Source organism: Hyunsoonleella pacifica (assembly GCF_004310335.1).
Classification (GTDB): domain Bacteria; phylum Bacteroidota; class Bacteroidia; order Flavobacteriales; family Flavobacteriaceae; genus Jejuia; species Jejuia pacifica.
On record NZ_SIRS01000003.1, the window covers coordinates 413,547 to 435,471 of the forward strand.

The window sequence follows — 21,925 nt, forward strand, 5'->3', positions numbered from 1 at the left end:
TTTAAAAAGATAAAAATGAACAAGGTTTATATCAAATGATTTAGATGTAGACGATAGTTCCTAGGATCTTGATAGCTAACATCCCCTGACGGCAACGTTAGGAATACAACGGATAGCCCGACCTGAGGTCCTGAAACAAGTTCAGGATGAAGGTAGCGCTCAAAATATACTTTTGAAAGTAATGAACTCGTCGTTACTAGATAAAGTTGGTAACCCTTCCGTTACAGGTTTTACCGCGCCTTAGTTGGCAAAAAATTATTGAATAATTTAAAAATTAAAAACAATGAAACGAGTAAGAATTAATGCAGGAAAAGTAGGTTTAGTCTTTAAAGTCGGTAACTACGTACGCGTAATTACCGAGGGAACACATTGGATAGGTTTTAGCCAGCGTGTATTAGAATATAACCTAGCACTAGCTTTTGCTACTCCAGTGGCCCTAGAACTCTTACTAAAAGACGAAACGTTGGCGGCAATGCTTGATGTTATTGAAGTAAAAGACAGTGAATTGGTTTTAGTTTACGAAAACGGAAACTTTAAAACCGTATTATCTGCAGGACGTTACGTGTACTGGAAGGGTTTAATTGATCGTGAATTTACAATGGTAGATTTAAGCAAAATTTATATTACTGAAAACATCAGTAAAGCGTTGTTTAGTAAGTATGATTTGAGCAAACATATCCGCATGTTTGAAGTGGCTGCTTACGAAAATGCAGTGCTTTTGGTAGATGATGTGTACACCAAAACACTTAGTGGTGGTACGTATCGTTTCTGGAGAAACGACACAACCATTAAAATCGCTAAGGTAGATACACGACAATTGCAACTGGAAATTGCCGGACAAGAATTGTTAACTAAAGATAAAGCAGCTATCCGTATCAACTTTTACACACAGTACAAAGTTACCGATATTGAGAAAGCCCTTTTGGAAAACAAGGACTACGAAAAGCAATTGTACATTGCGATGCAGTTGGTGTTGCGTGCCTACGTGGGTGCCTACACCTTGGACGAGCTGTTAGAACGTAAAGACAACATTGCAGAGGCCGTGTTTAACGACGTAAAAACCAGCGCCACCAAACTGGGTGTAACCGTACTAAACTGCGGTATGCGCGATGTGATTTTAACAGGTGATATGAAAGACATCATGAATCAAGTATTAATAGCACAAAAGAAAGCGCAGGCCAACACCATTACCCGTCGTGAGGAAACAGCCTCTACCCGTAGCTTGCTAAATACGGCAAAGTTGATGGAAGAGAATAACATGCTGTACAAGCTAAAAGAGATGGAGTATGTTGAAAAAATCGCCGATAAAATTGGCGAAATCACGGTGGCTGGTAACGGTGGTATCGTAGCACAGTTAAAAGACATTTTCTCTGTTAGTAAATAAGGTGTTTTGGGCGTAACCCCGCCGAAAAAGGCGGGGTCGCGCTTTACGCTATATCTTTTGCTAAAAAGCAAAAGGATGCCGCTACAATCGCTTACGCGGGTGTGTTTGCTAGCAACGTGCTATATGTTTAAATACAATTTCTATCAAAAAAGAAATTATAAAGCTTAACCAAAAATTTAAAACAATACACTAACCTCAGATTCAAACAAATAAAACTAATCTATTTTTTAGTAAGTAAAATTTGACTAAATAATATCTAAATTCTAAAAAAAAGTATAAGGCTTTATTTAAAAGAAAGCTTAATTTAACCCTCTTTATATATACGCAGTACTATAGAAAAGAGGTAAGCCTCATATCTTAAAATGTGTGCCAAACTAACATAAAATGTCTGATAGAATTAAGCTTTCAATTAAAGAAAAAATAGGCTATGCTTTAGGAGATGGTGCCGCCAATATTGCATGGAGAGGTGTTGCCACATTTCTATTCATTTTTTATACTGACGTTTTTGGTCTAAATCCTGCTACAGTAGGACTTCTATTTCTTGTAACCAGATTTAGTGATGGTATAAGTGATATTTTTATGGGCGTTTTAGGAGATAGAACTAAATCTAAATATGGAAAATTTCGCCCTTGGATATTATGGACAGCTATTCCTCTAAGCGTTATTTTATCACTTCTATTTACAAGTCCAGACTTAAGTGATTCTGGTAAAATTGTTTACGCCTACACAACCTATATATTATTTACACTTATCTACACGGCTAATAATGTACCCTATGGTGCCTTAATGGGTGTAATGACTAGTGACGATAAAGAACGTGGTAGTTTAGGTTCCTACAGAATGGTTGGTGCTTTTGCTGGGGGTATGCTTGTACAAGGTATGTTACTGTTTCTGGTAGCCCACTATGGTAATGTAAACCCGAAAATAGCCATAGATCAAATCGCAGATAAAAAGTATAAAATTGAAGTATCCTCTAAAGCCAAAGTACCTAATGCCAATATAAAAACTGACAATGGTATAGCAATGTTTACTTGGGATTATACAAAAGACTCTAAACCTACTCATAGCAAAAGCTTTACTATGTTGCCTGACAAAACCTACTCATTTATTGTAGAAGGCGAAGCCAATCTAACCAAAGCCGATGTATTAATAATCGATCAAAAAAATGGGTACAGCAGATCTATATACATACTTTCCATTTTTTTAGCGTTATTTATGCTATTAACGTTCTATTTCACAAGAGAAAGAGTATATCCTCCTAAAGATCAAAAAAATAATTTATTAGCAGATTTAAAGAATTTAAAAGCAAATAAACCCTGGTTAGTACTTCTTTTTATAGGTTTATTATTTAGTACTTACAACTCTATTAAGCAGGGTATTGTGGTTATTTATTTTTCGCATTATATAAATAATCAATTATTAGCTGGCAGCTTTTTAGTGGCATTAATGCTGGCATCTATAGGAGGAGCTATGTTAACAGCTCCATTAGCAAAAAAAATAGGTAAAAAAAACTTGTTTATATATGCTCTAATTTTTTCAGGTGTCGTAAATGCATTACTGGTTTTCTGTGGTCCTGATGATATTACTGGTATATTTTCTTTAGGAATTATTTCAGAGTTTTCAGCAGCAATTTTCCCAACATTATTTTTTGCAATGCTGGGTGATACTGCAGACTATTCAGAATTTAAAAATGGAAGACGAGCCACTGGCCTAATCTATTCAGCAGGATCATTCGCAACTAAATTTGGCGGTGGTATTGCTGGTGCTATTATTGGATTTGTATTAGCTATGTTTAACTATGATGGACAAGATTTATCAACGATAAACGGAGCTATTCCTGGCATAATAATGTTAATGAGTTGGATTCCATCTATTATTGCAATAATAGCAGCTATATTGATGATAGGATACCCTCTTAATCAAGAAAAACTAAACGAGATTACACTAGAATTAAACAGACGAAGAACAACAATAAAATAAATTGAAAGCCAATAACAGGACGACTCAAAACAGTCGTACAAAAAACTCTCGAGTTAAACTCGAGAGTTTTTAATTTTTACAGGCTATCTTTAACATAATTATATCCATAATAGGGCAACATGGATATTTTAACTATTGTACAAAAAATTGAATTTTGTATTTTGATTACCGTTTTATTTAAATCACAATTTAAAAAGAAACCCCGACGCAAAACGTCGAGGAATTCTTTTGAATTAATAACCAAACAATGTCTAATTATTATAGCCTACAGTATATAGTGTTATTTCAATTCAAATTTAGCCATTAGCTCTGCTTGAGAACTACCTCCAACATACACTTCAAAATCTCCAGGCTCTATTATAAAATTACCGTTATTATCAAAAAAGCCTAAAGTGTCCTTGTTTAAAGTAAACTTTACTGTTTTTGTCTCTCCTTTATCAAGTTCAATAAGTTCAAACCCTTTTAATTCTCTAACAGGACGCGTAACACTTCCTACTAAATCGCGAACATATAACTGCACAACTTCCTTCCCTTTTAAACCTCCTGTATTGGCTACTTCTACCGATATGTTGATAGGTTCATCAATAGTAAAAGAAGATTTTTCTATTTTAATATTAGCATAATTAAATGTTGTATAGCTCAGCCCGTAACCAAAAGGATATAGAGGTGTATTTTCAATATCACTGTAATGAGACCAAAATACATTGTTAGCCTCATTAACTGGTCTTCCTGTATTCTTATAATTATAATATATTGGAATTTGTCCAACGTGCCTTGGAAACGTCATAGGCAATTTACCACTAGGGTTATAATCCCCATATAACACTTGTGTAATAGCATTACCTGTTTGGGTTCCTAACTGCCAACCTTCAACTATAGCCGGAATATGTTTATCTGCCCAAGTAATTGCAAGTGGGCGTCCATTATTAAGAACCAATACAATATTAGGATTTGCTTTATATACTTCTTCCAGTAATTCTTGTTGAACTCCTGGCAAGTTTATATCTACTCTACTTCTAGCTTCTCCAGATTGAAATCCATGCTCACCTAAAACCATAACAACAACATCAGCATTTTTAGCTGCTTTAATTGCTGCCTTAAATCCGCTTTTATCAGTAGTATTAATTTTAAGCTCATTAACAAAATGAGTGTCTCCTGTAGTAACATCGGCTCCCTTACTGTAAATCAACTCATTCCCTTTATATTGTTGCATCCCCTCTAAAACAGATACACCTGTGTTATCTTTTGAGGCTATTCTCCAACTACCTAGAGGACTGTTCTTTTCACTTGCCAAACCTCCTATGAGCGCTATTTTTTGACCTTCTTTTTTAAGTGGAAGCAATTGGTTTTCATTCTTTAGTAATACAATGGATTTTTTAGCCACATCCAGAACAGCTTCTTGATGCGCTTTAGAGTTTACAACTTCTTTTTCTCTAGCTTCATTGCAATACCTGTAAGGGTCTTCGAATAAACCTAATTCGTGTTTCACAGTTAAAATCCTTCTTACCGCATCATCAATAACAGCCTCTTCAACAATTCCTTCCTCAACAAGTGCTTCTAGTTCTGAAACATAAATATAGGATTCCATATCTAAATCTGACCCTGCTAACGCAGCAATTTTTGCAGCGTCTTTATTGTTTTTTGCATGTCCCCAAACCACCATTTCTTTAATTGATGCCCAATCTGATACAACAAAACCTTTAAAATCCCATTTATCTTTTAAAATATCTCTAAGTAAATATGTGCTACCTGTTGCTGGAACACCATTAAGATCATTAAACGCATTCATAAATGTCTTTACATTGGCATCAGCAGCTGCCTTAAATGGTGGCAACACAACATTATGCAAAGTAGAACTTCCAATATCAACTGTATTATATTCCTTTCCTGCTTCAGAAAATCCATAAGCTGCAAAATGTTTGGCACAAGCAGCTATAGTATTTACGGCTGATAGGTCTTCGCCTTGAAAACCTTTAACTCTAGCTGCTGCAATTTTACTGCCTAAGAAAGGATCCTCACCTGCGCCTTCCATAACACGACCCCAACGTGGATCTCTTGATATATCTACCATAGGAGCAAATGTCCAATTTATTCCTGCAGCTGATGCTTCAGCAGCTGCCACTTGAGCAGACTTTTCTATAGCTTCTAAATCCCAACTCGCTGCTTCTGCTAAAGGAATTGGGCTTAATGTTTTGTAACCATGAATTACATCAAAACCAATAATTAATGGAATACCTAATCTAGTTTCTTCTACAGCAATTTCCTGTACTGCCCTAACCGCTTTTGTGCCTCTTACAGACAACATAGAGCCAACCATTCCACTCTTTAAATGTTCATACTTCTTTTCGGCACTACCTTCTTCAGGAACTGGCCCTGTAACATCCCAGAAACCATTATACTGATTCATCTGACCAATTTTTTCTTTGAGAGTCATTATTTGTATAAGAGAATCTACCTTTTCCCTTATTTCAAGTTCTTCAGAAGAAATTATAGTAGTATTAGATTTATTATTACAAGACATACATGTTATTATTACTAGTGTGTAAAAAAAACGCTTCAAATTACTATTCATAATAAATGGTTTTATAAACTTCAATACTTAATATTTTAATAACAAGCATTCTAAAAAAACAATTTTATTATATAAAATTATCAATATACTATACTTTTTTAACAATTTAAGAATACAAAACAAACATGCATAAAAGAATAGCTTTACACAACATATACTATTCAAATAAGACTATTACTTCACAAAACACCTGTAATTACAATAAAAACTGACATCCAGTGAATCTTTACTATAAATATTCAGTACAAAAATAAAATCAATAAGATAAAAAAAATTATTCAAAATAGTCAATTAATAATACTATTTCATCTGAACAAATATTAAAAAATAGATAAAAAATAGAAAGAAGCCTCTTACTATAAATTACAAAACGCGCTTAATTCCTCCATTAAACTCTTCTCTAAACTCACTAGGTGTAGTGTTTTTTTCTTTTTTAAAAATGCGATTAAAATTAGCTATGTTATTAAATCCACACTTAAAACTTATTTCAGCAATACTTAAATCTGTTTCTAAAAGCAACTTACTTGCATGACTGATTCGTGTACTATTTACATAAATTACAAAAGTTTTTCCTGTTCGTTTTTTTATAAACCTATTAAACGATACCGGTGTCATATTTACCAATGATGAAATCTCATCTAAGGATATTTTCTTATCAAAATTATCCTGTATGTAATCGTAAACCTTCTTTATTTTTGAGCTATTTTCAAAATTACGTTTTTGAGCTGTAGAATTAGACAACATACGTTGATTTCTAGAATTAGCCAGATCATATAATACTGATACAAATTCTAAATAATAGTCGATACCATCAGTTTTCATAAGTTTTATAAGCCTTGGCGCTATCTCTCTAGATGTTTTTTTGGAAAATAGTATCCCATGTGCAGATTTGGCCATCATATCTCTTATAGGCTTAAAAATATTTCTTGCTAATAATTTTTCGTCTAGCAAATCATGATTTATGTGTATTGTAATTTCATGAATTCTTTTACTTGTACACTTATGGAGCTCCCATCCATGTACCAAATTAGAGCCAACAAAAACAAGCTCAATATCATCTATCTCTTCTATGCTATCACCAACTATACGTCTTACACCTTTGCCATTTTGAATGAAGTTTAATTCGTAATCTGGATGAAAATGAATCGGAAAATCAAAATCATCTTTAACCCTATCATTTACCACAAAACTATCTTCTGGGGTTAACTGGGTAACTTCCCTATGAACATTATCTAACATCTTTTAGCTTTTTTTGAAGTATTCTGAAAAATATATATTAACAATTGATAAAATCATATTATATAAGTGTTGACTTTGAAATTAATTTTGCTGCCTAACTAAACTTTAATATGATATTAAATGATACAGATTTTTAACTTCTCATTGATACAAATCTAATTTATTTAATAAAATTATTAAAAAATAATTTTTAATAAACTAATTTTCAATTACTTATGAAAAAAGAGCTACTCAAGAAATTACTATTCTTAATAGTTTTTATTACAGGCACATCTATGTATTCTCAAGAAGTGTCTGGTACTATTTCTGACTCTAATGGTCCATTGGCAGGAGCCAATATCCTTGAAAAAGGCACAACCAATGGAGCTATTGCAGATTTTGATGGTAATTATACCATCACGAACTTAAGCCCTAACGCTATACTTGTCTTCAGTTTTGTAGGATACGAAACCAAAGAAGTTGTAGTAGGAAACCAAACCACCATCAACGTTACCTTATCTGAAGATGCTAGCGTTTTAGATGAAGTTGTGGTTGTTGGTTATGGAAAAACCTCTAGACGCTTAGTTACAGGAGCAATTTCTTCTGTAAAATCTGAAGACATTACACAAACTCCTGTAATATCTGCAGATCAAGCATTACAAGGACAAGCGCCAGGGGTTACAATTATTAATTCTGGTTCTCCAGGAACAGCTCCTCAAGTGCAAATTCGTGGCTTAGGAACTTTTGGAAACAATACTCCTCTTTATGTTATCGATGGTATTGTATCTGGAGGGATTAATGAAATTAACCCTAACGACATAGAAACTATAGATGTTTTAAAAGATGCATCAACAGCAGCTATATATGGTTCTAGAGCATCAAATGGTGTAGTTATAATTACAACCAAAAGAGGTAAAGCTGGAAAAACTAAAGTAACTTTAGATTCTTACCTATCATCTCAATCTGTACCAAGAACTTTAGATTTATTAAACTCAAGTCAGTTTAGAGATTTTGTTGATGCTACCTATGGACTACCAAATAGATATACTACAGATCCAGCCTCAACGCAGCGAGATACAGACTGGCAAGATGAAATATTTAGAAATGCTATTTTACACAATACAAACATAGGTGTTTCTGGAGGTAGTGAACATGCAATTTTTAATATTTCTGCTGGTTATATTGACCAAGAAGGAATTGTTATTAATACTGGCTTTAACAGAGCTTCATTAAGAGCTAATAGTGAATTTAAAATTGGAGATAAGTTTAAAATAGGGGAAACACTTGCTATAGCAGATACAGAAATGATGAATGAAGAGCAAGCTGGAGGTAGAACACTTATTGAGCATGTTATAAAATCTTTACCCTACACTCCCGTTTTTGACGCTAATAATCCTGGTGGTTTTGGAGGAACAGACACTACACTTGATAATGGTTCTGACCCGGAAAACCCTGTAAGAGTACAAACGATAAGCAATAATATTACAGATGTTTCTAAAATATTAGGATCTTTGTATGCTTCTTATGAGTTTACCCCTGGTCTAGAATATAAGTTTCAGTATGGCTTTGAAAGAACTTCAAGTTCTACTAATATTCTTCGTCCTTCTTTTGATGAAGGTATTAATGAGCGTAACGCGGCTCAACTTGATCAAATAGCGAACATATTCAATTCCAATACATTTACAAATTCTTTAAGTTATTCTAAGGTTTTTAACGATGTGCACAACTTAGATGTATTAGCTGTTGTAGAAAAATTTGAAACAACAGCTAGAAATAACCGTTCGCAAGCATCAAATCCTTTAACAGATGCTGTGCCAGTAATACAAGGTAATGGACAAATAACCAATCAACTTTTTGAGTATGGCTTAATCTCTTATATAGGACGTTTAAACTATAACTATGATAACAAATATTTAATATCCGCATCCATTAGACGTGATGGCTCCTCTCGTTTTGGTAAAAACAACAGATGGGGAACGTTTCCAGCTTTTTCACTAGGATGGGTATTAAGCGAAGAGGATTTCTTAAAAGATTCAAATGCCATTAGCAGCTTAAAACTAAGAGGATCTTGGGGTGTTACGGGTAATGATGGATCTAACGACTATGTTTTTGAAGCTGGATTAATCCCTACTTACGGATATATTGGGCTAAACAATAATGTTGGTGTTTCTAATTTTGGTGCATCAAACCCAGATTTAAAATGGGAAGAAGCTACTATGACCAATATTGGTTTAGACGCTAGCTTGTTTAACAATGCAGTTAACATATCTCTAGAATACTATAACAACGATATTGCAGATGTAATTGTACCAATCCCTAATGTAACATCTGATGGCTTAGGTGCAGCATTTACACAACGTAACGGTGCATCTACAAACACAAGAGGTTTTGAATTTAATATTGGATATAACCATAACACAAGCAGTGATTTTAGCTGGTCTGCCAATTTAAACTTAGGTACTTCTAAAAATAAAGCTACAGACTTAGGAGACCTATCATTCATTGAAAGCTCTACATTCGAAGGCGAGAATTTATCAAGAATTGAAGAAGGTGAGTCCTTATTTTTCTTTTACGGCTTAGAAACAGATGGTTTATTCCAACAAGGCGATGATACAAGTGCACAACCAAATGCCGCTCCTGGAGATATTCGTTTTGTAGATCAAAATAACGATGGTATTATAAATAGTGCCGACAATGTTAAAATAGGTAATCCATTCCCAAAACTTACATACGGATTAAATCTATCTGCTAACTACAAAAATTTTGATGCTACACTATTCTTTAGTGGTGTAAGTGGTAATGATATTTACAATACAAATATCTATGATTTGGAGGGTATGACACGCTTATTTAATGCCGGCACCGCAGTACTTGATAGATGGACACCTACTAACACTAACACAACAGTACCTAGATTTACAGCAGATCATTCAGACAACGTAAACCGTTCTGATCGTTTTATAGAAGATGGTTCTTACGCCAAGCTTAGAAACTTAACCATTGGTTATAGCTTACCAGAAACAGTCTTATCTACGTTTGCTAAAGGATCTATATCTAAATTTAGAATTTATTTAGCCGCGCAAAACCTGTTTACAATTACAAATTACTCAGGTTACGATCCAGAAATTGGAGGAAGTACTACAGTAACACCAGGGCAACAATCTCCTGCTGCAGGAGTAGGAATCGATAGAGGTGTATATCCACAGCCTAGATCGTTCATCGCAGGTGTACAATTATCATTTTAATCTACAACAGTAAAAATAAAAAACATGAAAAAAATTAAAATCTTATTTACTGGTCTAGCATTAGTTATTGGGATATTCATTTCTTGTGATGAATCAGAAATAGAACTAGTAAACCCTAATCAATTATCTGCAGAAACATTTTTTAAATCCAGTGCTCAACTAGAATCTGCAGTTACTGCAGCTTATACCTATCTTCAAGAAGTAGGGAATTATGCAAGATATCAATACTATATTAACGATAATATTGCAGGCGAAAACTATGCTGCAGGTAATTTAGAAGCAGACAAAGTGCAAATGATTAACAGAGATGTTGATGAGGCTAACAATGGAAACAATCAGTACTGGCAACATAACTATCAGGGTATTGGTCGTTGTAACTTTGTTATTGTAAACGAAGAAAATTTCGAAAACATTCCTGATACAGAAATAGCAGCTAGATTGGGAGAAGTACGATTTATAAGAGCACTTTGTTACTTTAACTTGGTTGCTAAGTACGGAGAAATTCCATTAGTTTTAGATTTAGAGACCGTACAAGGAGGCAGACCTAAATCGTCTGTGGCCGAAGTGTACAATGCAATTATTACAGATTTACAATTCGCGGCAGCAAATTTACCTAACAAAGAGGCTCAAGAAGTTGGTAGAGCTACATCTGGTGCAGCGTGGGCGTTACTAGGAAAAGTATTACTTCAAAATGGTGATGCAGGTGGTGCTAAAACCGCCTTATCAAATGTTACAGGTTATAGCTTAATAGACAATTACAGAGACAACTTTACAGTAGCTGGAGAACACAATGAGGAGTCTATTTTTGAAGTAATGTATGATGAGTCTACTGGCGCAGGAGATTCTTGGAATCAGAACGGAAGAGGAAATTCAGAAACTACCTTTAGAGCTCAAGAATACTCTGGATGGTATAATGTAAAACCTAGTCAAGAACTTTTAGATGAATATGAAGATGGCGACACACGTTACGCAGCTAACTTTTATTCAATTGACGATAGTGATAATGGGACCATGACCAATACATTTAATAATGGCACTAGCACATTTACTTCAGGAACAATAGGTCCTGACGACAACCCTTCATGGAGAAAATATCAAAACTTAGACGACAGAAGTTCTGAAACCCCTGATAGTGGCATTAATGCTAGAGTTTTACGTTACTCTGATGTACTGTTAATGCAAGCAGAAGCAGAAATTCGTTCTGGAGGACCAGAATCTGTAGCTTTAGGTTTCTTAAACCAAGTACGCTCTAGAACTTCTGTAGCCTTACCAGATGTAAATGTATCTGGAACCCAAGCCATATTAGATGCTATTAAACACGAAAGATGGGTGGAGCTAGCAGGTGAGCAATCTAGATGGTTAGATCTACAAAGATTTGATGGAGATTCGTATTTAATGCCTATACCTAATATTGAATTACAGGGCAATACAAACCTATAAATTTTTTAGTTTTTAAGTTAGTTTGGTTTTAGTCAGAAATCCTGTATAAGTGCTATACAGGATTTTCTATATTTGTTTAACCCAGAATAAGCCAATGCAATTTTTAAGATTTTTTTCTGTGTTTATTTTTATAGTATCCTGCTCTAATGATACTGTAAAAAAACAGTTTACATTATTAAATTCAAGTCATACAAGAATTGAATTCTCTAATACATTAACAGAATCAGATACCTTAAACTATTTTAATTATCCGTACATATATATGGGAGGTGGTATTACGGTAGGTAATTTTAACAATGATGGCCTGCAAGACTTATACTTTACCGGCAATATGGTAAAAAACGCCCTGTATTTAAACAAAGGGAATTTATCTTTTGAGGACATTACAGATAAAGCAAACGCTGGTCTGGGTAAAGATTGGTTTTTAGGTGCAACTACTGTAGATATTAATAATGATGGTTGGTTGGATCTATATTTAAGTGTTTCGGGTAAAAACAAAGAATGCCCCAATAAGCTACTAGTAAACCAAGGTGTGAATGCAGAAGGACATATCACCTTTAAAGAAGAAGCAAGTAAATATGGTATTGCAGATAAAGGACATAGTACACAAAGTACTTTTTTTGATTATGATAACGACGGGGATTTAGATTTGTATGTAGCCAATTACCCTATAACTCCTTTTAATACCACACCATATATATTTAAGCAACTTATTGCACATGCTACCAACGAACATTCCAACCACCTTTATAAAAATAATGGAGATGGTACATTTACCAATGTCACAAAAACATCAGGGCTTGAGTCGTATAGCTTATCTTTAAGTGCCAGTGTAAGCGACTTAAATAACGATGGTTACAAAGATATTTATGTTAGTAACGACTTCGCCAGTGCAGACTTCTGCTACATCAATAATGGAGATGGTACATTTAAAAATACGATAGAACAATCTGTAAAACACACAGCTCTTTATGGTATGGGTGCAGATATTGCCGATTTTAATAACGATGGGTTTTTAGATATTTTTCAAGCCGATATGGATGCCTCAACCAATAAGCGATCTAAAGCAAACATGGCTAGTATGAACCCTCAAGTATTTTGGGATACCTATAACTCGGGGTTATACTACCAGTACATGCATAATTGCTTACAATTAAACACAGGGGTTTTAAATAAAGAAGGTAGTCCATTGTTTAATAACATCTCCAGAATCTCTAATACATCCAGTACAGATTGGAGCTGGGGGCCTATTTTTGCCGATTTAGACAATGATGGCTGGAAAGATTTATACGTTTCTAATGGTACTCGAAGAGAAATTAACAATACCGATTTCTTTAATGAAATTAAAAAACAAGAAAACCCATTTGGTAAAAAAGAAAAAATAGATGGCCTTAAAAACACACTAAAAATGCCATCTGAAAAAACTGATAATTTTGTGTTTAGAAACACTAAAAATTTAACCTTTAAAAAAGTAAATACAGAATGGGGCTTAGAATACAAAGGCTTCTCTAACGGTGTGGCTTATGCAGATTTAGACAATGATGGGGATTTAGAAATCATTCTAAATAATATTGACGACAAAGCAGTTATTTTTGAAAACAATAACGCTAATAACCACAGCTACTTAGATGTTGAATTTAATGGAAGTAATGCAAATTTAAAAGGCATTGGTGTAAAATGTACTATTGTGGTTAATGGTAAAAAACAATTTCAAGAGCTTACTTTAGAACATGGCTACATTTCATCAATGGCGCCAATACTACATTTTGGTTTAGGTAATGTGTCAAAAGTAGATAGCCTCTATATTGTATGGCCCGATGGCAAAAAAGAAATACAAACAAACCTTTCAGCAAATCAAAAGATTACAATAGATTATCATAATGCAAGAGCAATAAAACCACGAAAAGAATATACCCCAAATACAATTTTCAATTCTAAAACTATAGTATTAGACAGCATTTTTAAGCATGTTGAAAACGCATACGATGATTACAAAAAAGAAATTCTCCTACCTCATAAAACATCTACTTTTGGCCCATACATTTCCGTTGGAGATTTAAACAATGATGGTTTAGATGATTTTTACATTAGTGGAGCATCACAACAAAAAGGTGGTTTATTTTATCAAAATTCAGCGGGCGCTTTTATTGAAAAAACAGATATCCATACCAATGACTGTGTTCAACAAGAAGACATGGGGTCTCTTATGTTTGATGCTGATAACGATGGAGATTTAGACCTCTATGTGGTGAGTGGCGGCAATGAATTTGAGCCTAACTCTAAAATGCTACAAGACAGATTATATGTTAACGACGGAAAAGGTAATTTAACTTTATCACAGCATGCTCTTCCAGAAATCCTAACAAGCGGTTCTAGAGTATATCATTTTGATTTTGATAAAGATGGAGACCAAGATATTTTGGTATGCGGAAGATTAGTGCCTAGTAATTACCCCGCACCAGCCAAAAGTTACATACTCGAAAACATTAGCACACCATCTAAGATTCAATTTACAGACGTTACAACTACCTTGATACCAGAATTTGAAAAATTAGGTCTCGCAACAGCCATGAGTATCGAAGATATTGATAATGATGGCTGGAAAGATATTGTAGCTGTTGGGGAATGGATGCCTATAAGAGTATTTAAAAATAATAACGGAGATAACTTTACAGAAATAAGCAACGCTTTGGGGCTAAACAATACTACGGGCTGGTGGTTTAGTATTGCTAGTGGTGATTTTGATAACGATGGAGATATTGATTTTGTAGCAGGTAATCTAGGTTTAAATTACAAATACAAATCCTCAGAAAATGAAACTTTCGATATTTATTTTAACGATTTTGATAGCAACAATAAAAAAGATATTGTACTAAGTTATTATAATGAAGGTAAAAAATATCCTGTTCGTGGGCGTTCCTGCTCTTCATCACAAATTAGCGGGATTAAAGAGAAATTTAAAACGTATAACGAATTTGCCGAAGCCACACTAGTGGATATTTATAATGAAAAAGAATTAGAAAAATCATTGCATTATCAAGTAAATACTTTTGCATCAACATATATTGAAAATAAAGATGGAAAGTTTATTTTACACAACCTTCCTAATGAAGCCCAACTATCCAGTATAAATCAAATTTTGGTTAAAGATTTCAATAATGATACACATCTAGATGTTGTTATAGCAGGAAACCTATACGCCTCAGAAATAGAAACTCCTAGAAACGATGCTGGTACTGGAGTGTACCTAGAAGGCAATGGTAACGGCAAATTTAAAGCACATCCCGTTTCTAAAAGTGGATTTTATACACCAAAAGACACCAAAGATTTAGCTCTAATTAATGTAGGCAATAAACAAATGGTATTAGCCGCTAACAATAATGACTTTTTGAAGTTTATTGAAATTAATACCGACTAGATTTTTAACTCATGACGAAATACAACCTTCATTTTACATCCATTTGTACCGTGTTTTTAATACTAATCGTATTAATTGGCTGCAAAAAAGAGGAAAAACAAGTCAATGTTAAACAGGAACCACTGTTTAAAAGTCTCGATGCGAAACAAACAGGCGTTTATTTTAACAACCATATCACAGAAGACGCCAACAATTTTTTTATCGTATACAACTACGCTTATAATGGTGGTGGAGTAGCTATTGGAGATATTAATAATGATGGACTATCTGATATTTTTTTTACAGGAAATCAAGTAGCGAATAAACTCTATTTAAATAAAGGTAATTTTAAATTTGAAGATATTACAACTAGTGCAGGTATTACAAATAAAAAAGGCTGGGATAATGGCGTTGTGATGGCCGATGTAAATGGAGATAACTTTTTAGACATTTATGTATGCCGTGGCGGAAGAAAAGATACTGATGCAGCACGCACCAATTTACTTTACATAAATAATAAAGACAACACATTCACAGAACAAGCAAAAGCTTACAATATTGCAGACAAAGGCTATTCTATGATGGCCTCTTTTTTTGATATGGATAATGATAATGACTTAGACTTGTACGTTACCAACCGTCCAAGAAAATTTTTCTTGAGTCATGACGCCATTGCAAAAGGGAAAAAAGAACAAAGCGATCTACACAGAGATAAACTTTACGAAAATGTAAATGGTAGCTTTAAGGAAATAGGTTTAAAAGCTGGTATCAACAACACGTTTGCTTATGGGTTAGGACTTGCTACTTCAGATATTAACAATGATGGTTTCAGCGATATCTATGTCGCTAATGATTATTTTGAAAGCGATTACTTTTTCCAAAATAAAGGCAATAAAACATTTTCCCAAAACATACAATCATTTAGTAATCATGTGGCATTTTACGGAATGGGAATAGACGTTGTAGATTTTAATAATGATGGTCTAGAAGACTTAATTGAGCTAGACATGACCTCATCAGATCATATAAGGGCAAAAACAACCATGGCTACAATGGATGTTGGTGCTTACAAACGTATCCTAGAAAAAGGAAACCACCACCAATACATGCATAACATGTTGCAAATTAATAATGGTAATGGCTTTTTTAGTGAGGTTGCACAATATGCAGGTATAGATAAAACAGATTGGAGCTGGTCCTGCTTAGGTAGCGACTTTGACAATGATGGCTTAAGAGATATTTTTATAACTAATGGTTTTAGAAGGGATATTTTCGATAAAGATGCCTCAGCTAAATTTTCTAAATACATCAATTCAAAAGAAAAAAAGCAACGCTCCAAAAACGAAAATGTTACCCATATTGTAAACCTATTTAATGAAAACAAGATTCATAACTATATTTATAAAAATGAGGGTAATTTAAAATTTACAGACAAAATTGAGGCTTGGGGATTGGAACAAATAAGTCTCTCTAATGGTGCTGCTGTTGGGGATTTAGACAATGATGGAGATTTAGACTTAGTAGTTAATAATATTAATGATGCCGCATTCATATACAGAAACGATGCTGAAAAATTAGAACATAATTTTCTAAAGATAAAGTTAGAAGGTCCATTACACAACGGCTCTGGTTTAGGTGCCAAAATTACTGTTTATACCAAAGAAGGCATACAATACCATGAGCTTAAAAATGTACGCGGTTATCTATCATCAGTAGAGCCTATTGCCCATTTTGGTCTTGGCAAAACCAATAATATAGACTCTGTTAAAGTAATCTGGCCTGATAAGAAAACAAGTTTATCAACCAATATTGGCATTAACACCCATCAAATTATAAATTACAATACCGCTACACACAAAACACAAAAAGTAAACAAGCCTAAAGCTCCTATTTTTAAGGATATCACATCAAGTGCTTTCCCAAAACATGCGTTTACTCATAAAGAGAATACTTTTGATGATTTTGAGCAACAAATACTATTACCCCACAAACTATCAACTGAAGGCCCCTGTATTACTGTAGCCGATATTAATAATGATGGTTACGAAGATTTTTTTGTAGGAGGTGCCACCAACCAAAGTGGAGCTATATATGTCCAAAAAGCAAACAATACCTTTTATCCAACCTCTCAAACAGCTATTTTAAAAGATAAAATCCACGAAGATACAGCTGCTACTTTTTTTGATGCTAATGACGACGGATACCCAGACTTATATGTGGTTAGTGGTGGTAATGAATTTAATGAAAACTCCAAAAATTATCATGACAGGCTTTATATAAACAATGGGTACGGCAGGTTTATAAAATCTAAAAATCTTCCTAACATCAACTCAAGCGGTGGCTGCGTAATTCCCTTAGATTATGATGAAGATGGGGATTTAGATCTTTTTGTTGGTGGTCGCTTAACACCAAATCGTTATCCAAATACGCCAAAAAGCTTCTTATTACAAAACAACAACGGCACTTTTAAAGATGTAACTGTATCTCATGGTAAAGCATTAGAAGAAGTAGGCATGGTTACAGATGCTGTCTGGACAGATATTGATGGAGACTCTAAAAACGAATTATTTATAGTAGGTGAGTGGATGCCTATATCTGCATTTCACTTTAAAAATGGCGTATTTCAAGATAAAAATCTTCCAAGTTTAAATAAAACTAATGGGTGGTGGAATGCTATAACCGCAAAGGATATTGATGCCGATGGAGATATAGATCTAGTACTAGGTAACTTAGGCGAAAACTATAAGTTTAAAGCTAGTGAAAAGAAGCCCTTTTATGTTTTTGCTTCAGATTACGATAACAATGGCACTAATGATGTATTTCTTGCCAAAAATTATAAAGACAAAATTGTTCCTATAAGAGGCAAAGAATGTTCATCTCAGCAACTCCCAATTATCTCTAAAAAGTTTAAAACCTATAATGAGTTTGCAAGAGCCGATTTGGGTACTATTCTTAATGACAAAACATTAACTTCAGAAAAGCACAAAGCCTATATATTTCGAAGTATTATGCTAATAAATAACAATGGCACACTACAAGCACAAAACCTTCCTTACCAAGCGCAATACTCAACAGTACAAAGCATTGTATTAGATGATTTCTCCAATAACGACTATATCGATATAGTATTAGCTGGAAATAAATTTAATGTTGAAATAGAAACGACAAGAGCAGATGCCTCAATAGGAATGTTATTTAAAAATGAAAATAATTCAACCTTCTCTGCGTTACAACCTCAGCAGAGCGGTATTGTATTACCCTACAATGTTAAAACACTAAAAAAAATAACATTAGGGCCTGTAAATGGTAAAAACAGCAAAGGGGTTCTTGTAGGCATTAATGATGCACAAATTAAACTATTAAAAAACCAACCTTAGTTTATTTTAAAAAAACTCAGTTCGTTATCAGCATTAAAAACTACTAAATATAACTCATTATTTATCCAAATTTGCTCAATAGCTTTTGTTGCTGCATTTGAAATAGTCTGCGCTAAATTTTTAAATTTTAAATTACTATTAGTCTTTAAAACGTAGCCTTGTGATGCATCATAACGAATAGTTTCTACCTCAGCATCATGCACAGTTCCTACACCTAAAACCTCTAGAGATTTATCTTCGTCAAGATCTAAAAATTCAAAATCTAAAGTTGGTCCAAATTGAGCTTTATCAGGTAACCGATAAAATTCAAAATTGGAGTTACCTTTATTTTCTATATAATACGAACTAAATGTAGTAGCTGTTAAATGCAATGCATTATCTATACTTTCCTTTCCATAAACTTCAAAAATATTGGAATTAGCAAAGTCTTTATACGTGCCAATTTTATCCTTTAAAAATGGGGTTTGCTCTGTGGAGCATTCTTTACCACGAAGCGGAAATAAATTCCTGCCATAGGCTTTACTCAATGCGATATCATAACTGTCGTTATCATCAAAATAATTGGCATGAATATGCAATGGTTTTTCTTTAGAAAGGTTAAATTTATTGTTTTCCCCAAAATTACCTACGAAATAATCTTCGTCTCCATCGGCATCAAAATCTATATTTTTTATAGTTTGATACCAACCTATTTTAGAATTAGTAGTTAGTCCTTCTTTTGTGAAAACACCTTTTTTATTATTAAAAAATGTAACTGGTAGCCATTCTCCAACTAATATGAGGTCCTGATCTCCATCTGCATCATAATCTGAAAATATAGCATCATTTACTAATCCTAAATTTTGTAATGCTTTTGCTCTTTTATTTGTTGCATTAACAAAAAAGCCATTTCTGTTTTCTAATAAATAAGATTCTGGAGCTTGAGGATATTTGCCTGAAACCACTCTACCGCCAACAAATAGATCTAAATCGCCATCATTATCAAAATCACTTGTAGTAATAGCCTTGGTAACACTTAGCATTTTAGGAAGGTGTCCTTTTGAAAATTTGCCTTTACCATTATTAATGTATAAACGATCTTGCAGGAGCTTATCATTTTCAGGCAAACTATAGTTTCCCGAAGTGACATATAAATCTAAATCGCCATCGTTATCAGCATCAAAAAACAGAGCACTATTGTCATTATATACTTTATCTATTGCAAACAAAGCTTGATTTGTTAAAGTGAATTTACCTAAACTATTTTGAAGATACATTTGTGCGGGATAGCCAGTAGTATTACCAATAAACAAATCCTCTAAACCATCATTATTTATATCAGCTATAGCTATAGCAGCATCAATTGTAGATTGCTTTTGCGGTAATAATACTTGTAATTTGTAATCGTTAAAGTTGACTGATTTATGTCTATAATTAATTCCAAATTCTAATGCTGAAACGGGTTTAAAAAAAGATCTACTTTCTTTCTTTACTTTATAAGGTTTCTTGGCATTTTTATATTTTAACTTTACATGCTGATTTGCAGTAATTCCTGTTAAAAACTCTGTTTGCCCATCATCCCAAACTACTTTTAAACTATCAATCGTTTCAACACCTGCTAAACCAAAAATCAAATTATAACTAACCGAAGATTGATAGCCTCTAGCTGCATAAACCTGTTTTGCTTGCTTTAAACTATCTGCAAAAACTAAAACTGTAGCACCAATAGCATTTTTGTTTTTTACAGCCCCTTCTAAACTTACTTTCAAATAATTAGAAGCACTATTATTTCGATACACAGTTGCTTTATCAGTTTGGTTATTCAATACTAAATCCAAATCGCCATCATTATCTAAATCCGCATACGCGGCACCATTAGAATTTATTTTAGCATCAAACCCATAATCTTTAGAAACATCTTTAAAAGTGTAACCATTTTCATTTACAAACATGTAATTGGCTAGCTTCTCTGAAGGGATTATTTGTAATGCTGTTTCAAGGTTTTTCTTTTCATCATATCTTGACAACTTCCCTTTCATTTGCTTCCTAAAGTCTTGATTAGCAATATCTTTTTCAATACCATTGGTTACAAACAAATCATTAAAGCCATCATTGTTAAAATCTGCAATTAATGGTGCCCAACTCCAATCGGTTTTTGCCACACCAGAAAATTGTGCTATATCACTGTAAGTCCCATCTCCATTATTCAATTGTAACATATTAGACATATATTGATAATGCCAACCTCTATTTACCATACGGTTAAATTTAGCAGTACTCATAGTTGCCATGTTTTCCTTCCCTCGTTTTCTATCAGCTGCTAGCATATCTAAAACTACTAAATCTGATTTTAAATCATTATTAATATCTGCAAAATCAGAGCCCATACTATTGTTCGAAATGTGCTTGAATCGGGTTAAAATTTCATCTGTAAACGTACCATCTTGGTTGTTAATAAATAAAAAATCAGGTTCTAAAAAATCGTTTGCTACATAAACATCTGGCCAGTTATCATCATTAAAATCACCAACAGATGCGCTTAATCCCCAAGCTTTTTGGTTTTGTATCCCGGCTGATTTAGATACATCAATATATTTACCATTGTCATTTCTAAATAATCGGTCTAAATCGTCTTTTGTTAATCTGGTTTGCAGGCTAGGGCTTAATAATGTTTGCATTTTGTTTTCCAAACTATGGTTAACCAAATACATATCTAAATCGCCATCTTTATCATAATCGAAAAAATAAGCTTGAGTGGAAAACCCATTGTCTTTAAGCCCATAGTTTAAAGCTTCCTCTTTAAAAGTGCTGTTTTTTTGATTGATATACAATTTATTCTGTCTTAAGTTTCTATCTTTTATCGAAGCCGATTTACACACATAAATATCCAACCAACCATCGTTGTTAATGTCAATCATAGATACACCTGTAGACCACCCATTATCGTCTTCTACACCAGCAGATTTAGTGATATCTTTAAAAACAAAATTGCCTTTGTTGACATATAACTTATTTGAGTTTTGGTTGGATGTAAAGTAAATATCCTCCAACCCATCGTTATTAATATCTCCTACAGCTACACCTCCTCCGTTGTAGATATATGTGTAATTCAAAAAATTAAACTCTGGTGTTTCCTCAACTATATTTTTAAAATTTATATTAGAATGAGAAGATGGAATATTTGTAAACAAGGTGTTTTTACCATCAAGATAAGGTCGTGGTAATCTGTCTTTACATGATAAGAAGGCTATTACAATAAAAATGTAAGTAATCTTTCTAATACACATTAATTTCTCAACTTTTTAACCAAGATAATAAAATCCGTATGGATTA

At 33.5% G+C, this 21,925-nt stretch carries 9 protein-coding genes; 6 read left to right on the forward strand and 3 right to left on the reverse strand.

The features are described 5' to 3' along the window. Positions 1-283 precede the first annotated feature (283 nt). Positions 284-1,384: a slipin family protein gene (locus EYD46_RS08065; protein ID WP_130936561.1), complete on the forward strand. Its 1,101-nt coding sequence runs from the start codon at positions 284-286 to the stop codon at positions 1,382-1,384. A gap of 384 nt (positions 1,385-1,768) precedes the next feature. Beyond that, on the forward strand, positions 1,769-3,364 hold the full coding sequence (locus EYD46_RS08070) for an MFS transporter (RefSeq protein ID WP_130936562.1): 1,596 nt from the start codon (positions 1,769-1,771) through the stop codon (positions 3,362-3,364). A gap of 280 nt (positions 3,365-3,644) precedes the next feature. Here the strand turns inward: EYD46_RS08070 and bglX are convergent, their stop codons facing one another. After that, positions 3,645-5,936 carry a beta-glucosidase BglX gene (bglX, locus tag EYD46_RS08075; protein WP_130936563.1) on the reverse strand — a complete coding sequence of 764 codons (2,292 nt, stop codon included), beginning with the start codon at positions 5,934-5,936 and terminating at the stop codon, positions 3,645-3,647. A 363-nt stretch (positions 5,937-6,299) separates the two neighbouring features. Then, positions 6,300-7,175 (reverse strand): AraC family transcriptional regulator, encoded by an 876-nt coding sequence (locus tag EYD46_RS08080; RefSeq protein ID WP_130936564.1) that lies wholly within the window; start codon positions 7,173-7,175, stop codon positions 6,300-6,302. 215 nt (positions 7,176-7,390) lie between these two features. On the opposite strand from EYD46_RS08080, the gene EYD46_RS08085 reads away from it, so the two are divergent. The 4 genes from EYD46_RS08085 to EYD46_RS08100 all read left to right on the forward strand — a co-directional run bounded on the left by EYD46_RS08085 (position 7,391) and on the right by EYD46_RS08100 (position 18,613). Beyond that, positions 7,391-10,399, forward strand: coding sequence for a SusC/RagA family TonB-linked outer membrane protein (locus tag EYD46_RS08085; RefSeq protein ID WP_130936565.1), 3,009 nt, complete (start codon positions 7,391-7,393; stop codon positions 10,397-10,399). 24 nt (positions 10,400-10,423) lie between these two features. Next, on the forward strand, positions 10,424-11,839 hold the full coding sequence (locus EYD46_RS08090) for a RagB/SusD family nutrient uptake outer membrane protein (RefSeq protein ID WP_130936566.1): 1,416 nt from the start codon (positions 10,424-10,426) through the stop codon (positions 11,837-11,839). A gap of 118 nt (positions 11,840-11,957) precedes the next feature. Further along, positions 11,958-15,257, forward strand: coding sequence for a VCBS repeat-containing protein (locus tag EYD46_RS08095; protein WP_241657676.1), 3,300 nt, complete (start codon positions 11,958-11,960; stop codon positions 15,255-15,257). Between the two features lie 11 nt (positions 15,258-15,268). After that, entirely contained in the window at positions 15,269-18,613 is a 3,345-nt protein-coding gene (locus EYD46_RS08100; protein ID WP_130936568.1) for a VCBS repeat-containing protein, read from the forward strand. Here EYD46_RS08100 and EYD46_RS08105 read toward each other — a convergent pair. Further along, complete coding sequence (locus tag EYD46_RS08105; RefSeq protein WP_130936569.1) at positions 18,610-21,879, reverse strand: VCBS repeat-containing protein; 3,270 nt, start codon at positions 21,877-21,879, stop codon at positions 18,610-18,612. The genes EYD46_RS08100 and EYD46_RS08105 overlap by 4 nt on opposite strands. Positions 21,880-21,925: the final 46 nt, after the last annotated feature.

Coding starts and splice junctions, on each gene's coding strand:
- bglX (WP_130936563.1), bottom strand. CDS start 5,936: ATGAATAGTAATTTGAAGCGTTTTTTTTACACACTAGTAATAATAACA.
- EYD46_RS08065 (WP_130936561.1), top strand. CDS start 284: ATGAAACGAGTAAGAATTAATGCAGGAAAAGTAGGTTTAGTCTTTAAA.
- EYD46_RS08085 (WP_130936565.1), top strand. CDS start 7,391: ATGAAAAAAGAGCTACTCAAGAAATTACTATTCTTAATAGTTTTTATT.
- EYD46_RS08105 (WP_130936569.1), bottom strand. CDS start 21,879: ATGTGTATTAGAAAGATTACTTACATTTTTATTGTAATAGCCTTCTTA.
- EYD46_RS08070 (WP_130936562.1), top strand. CDS start 1,769: ATGTCTGATAGAATTAAGCTTTCAATTAAAGAAAAAATAGGCTATGCT.
- EYD46_RS08080 (WP_130936564.1), bottom strand. CDS start 7,175: ATGTTAGATAATGTTCATAGGGAAGTTACCCAGTTAACCCCAGAAGAT.
- EYD46_RS08090 (WP_130936566.1), top strand. CDS start 10,424: ATGAAAAAAATTAAAATCTTATTTACTGGTCTAGCATTAGTTATTGGG.
- EYD46_RS08100 (WP_130936568.1), top strand. CDS start 15,269: ATGACGAAATACAACCTTCATTTTACATCCATTTGTACCGTGTTTTTA.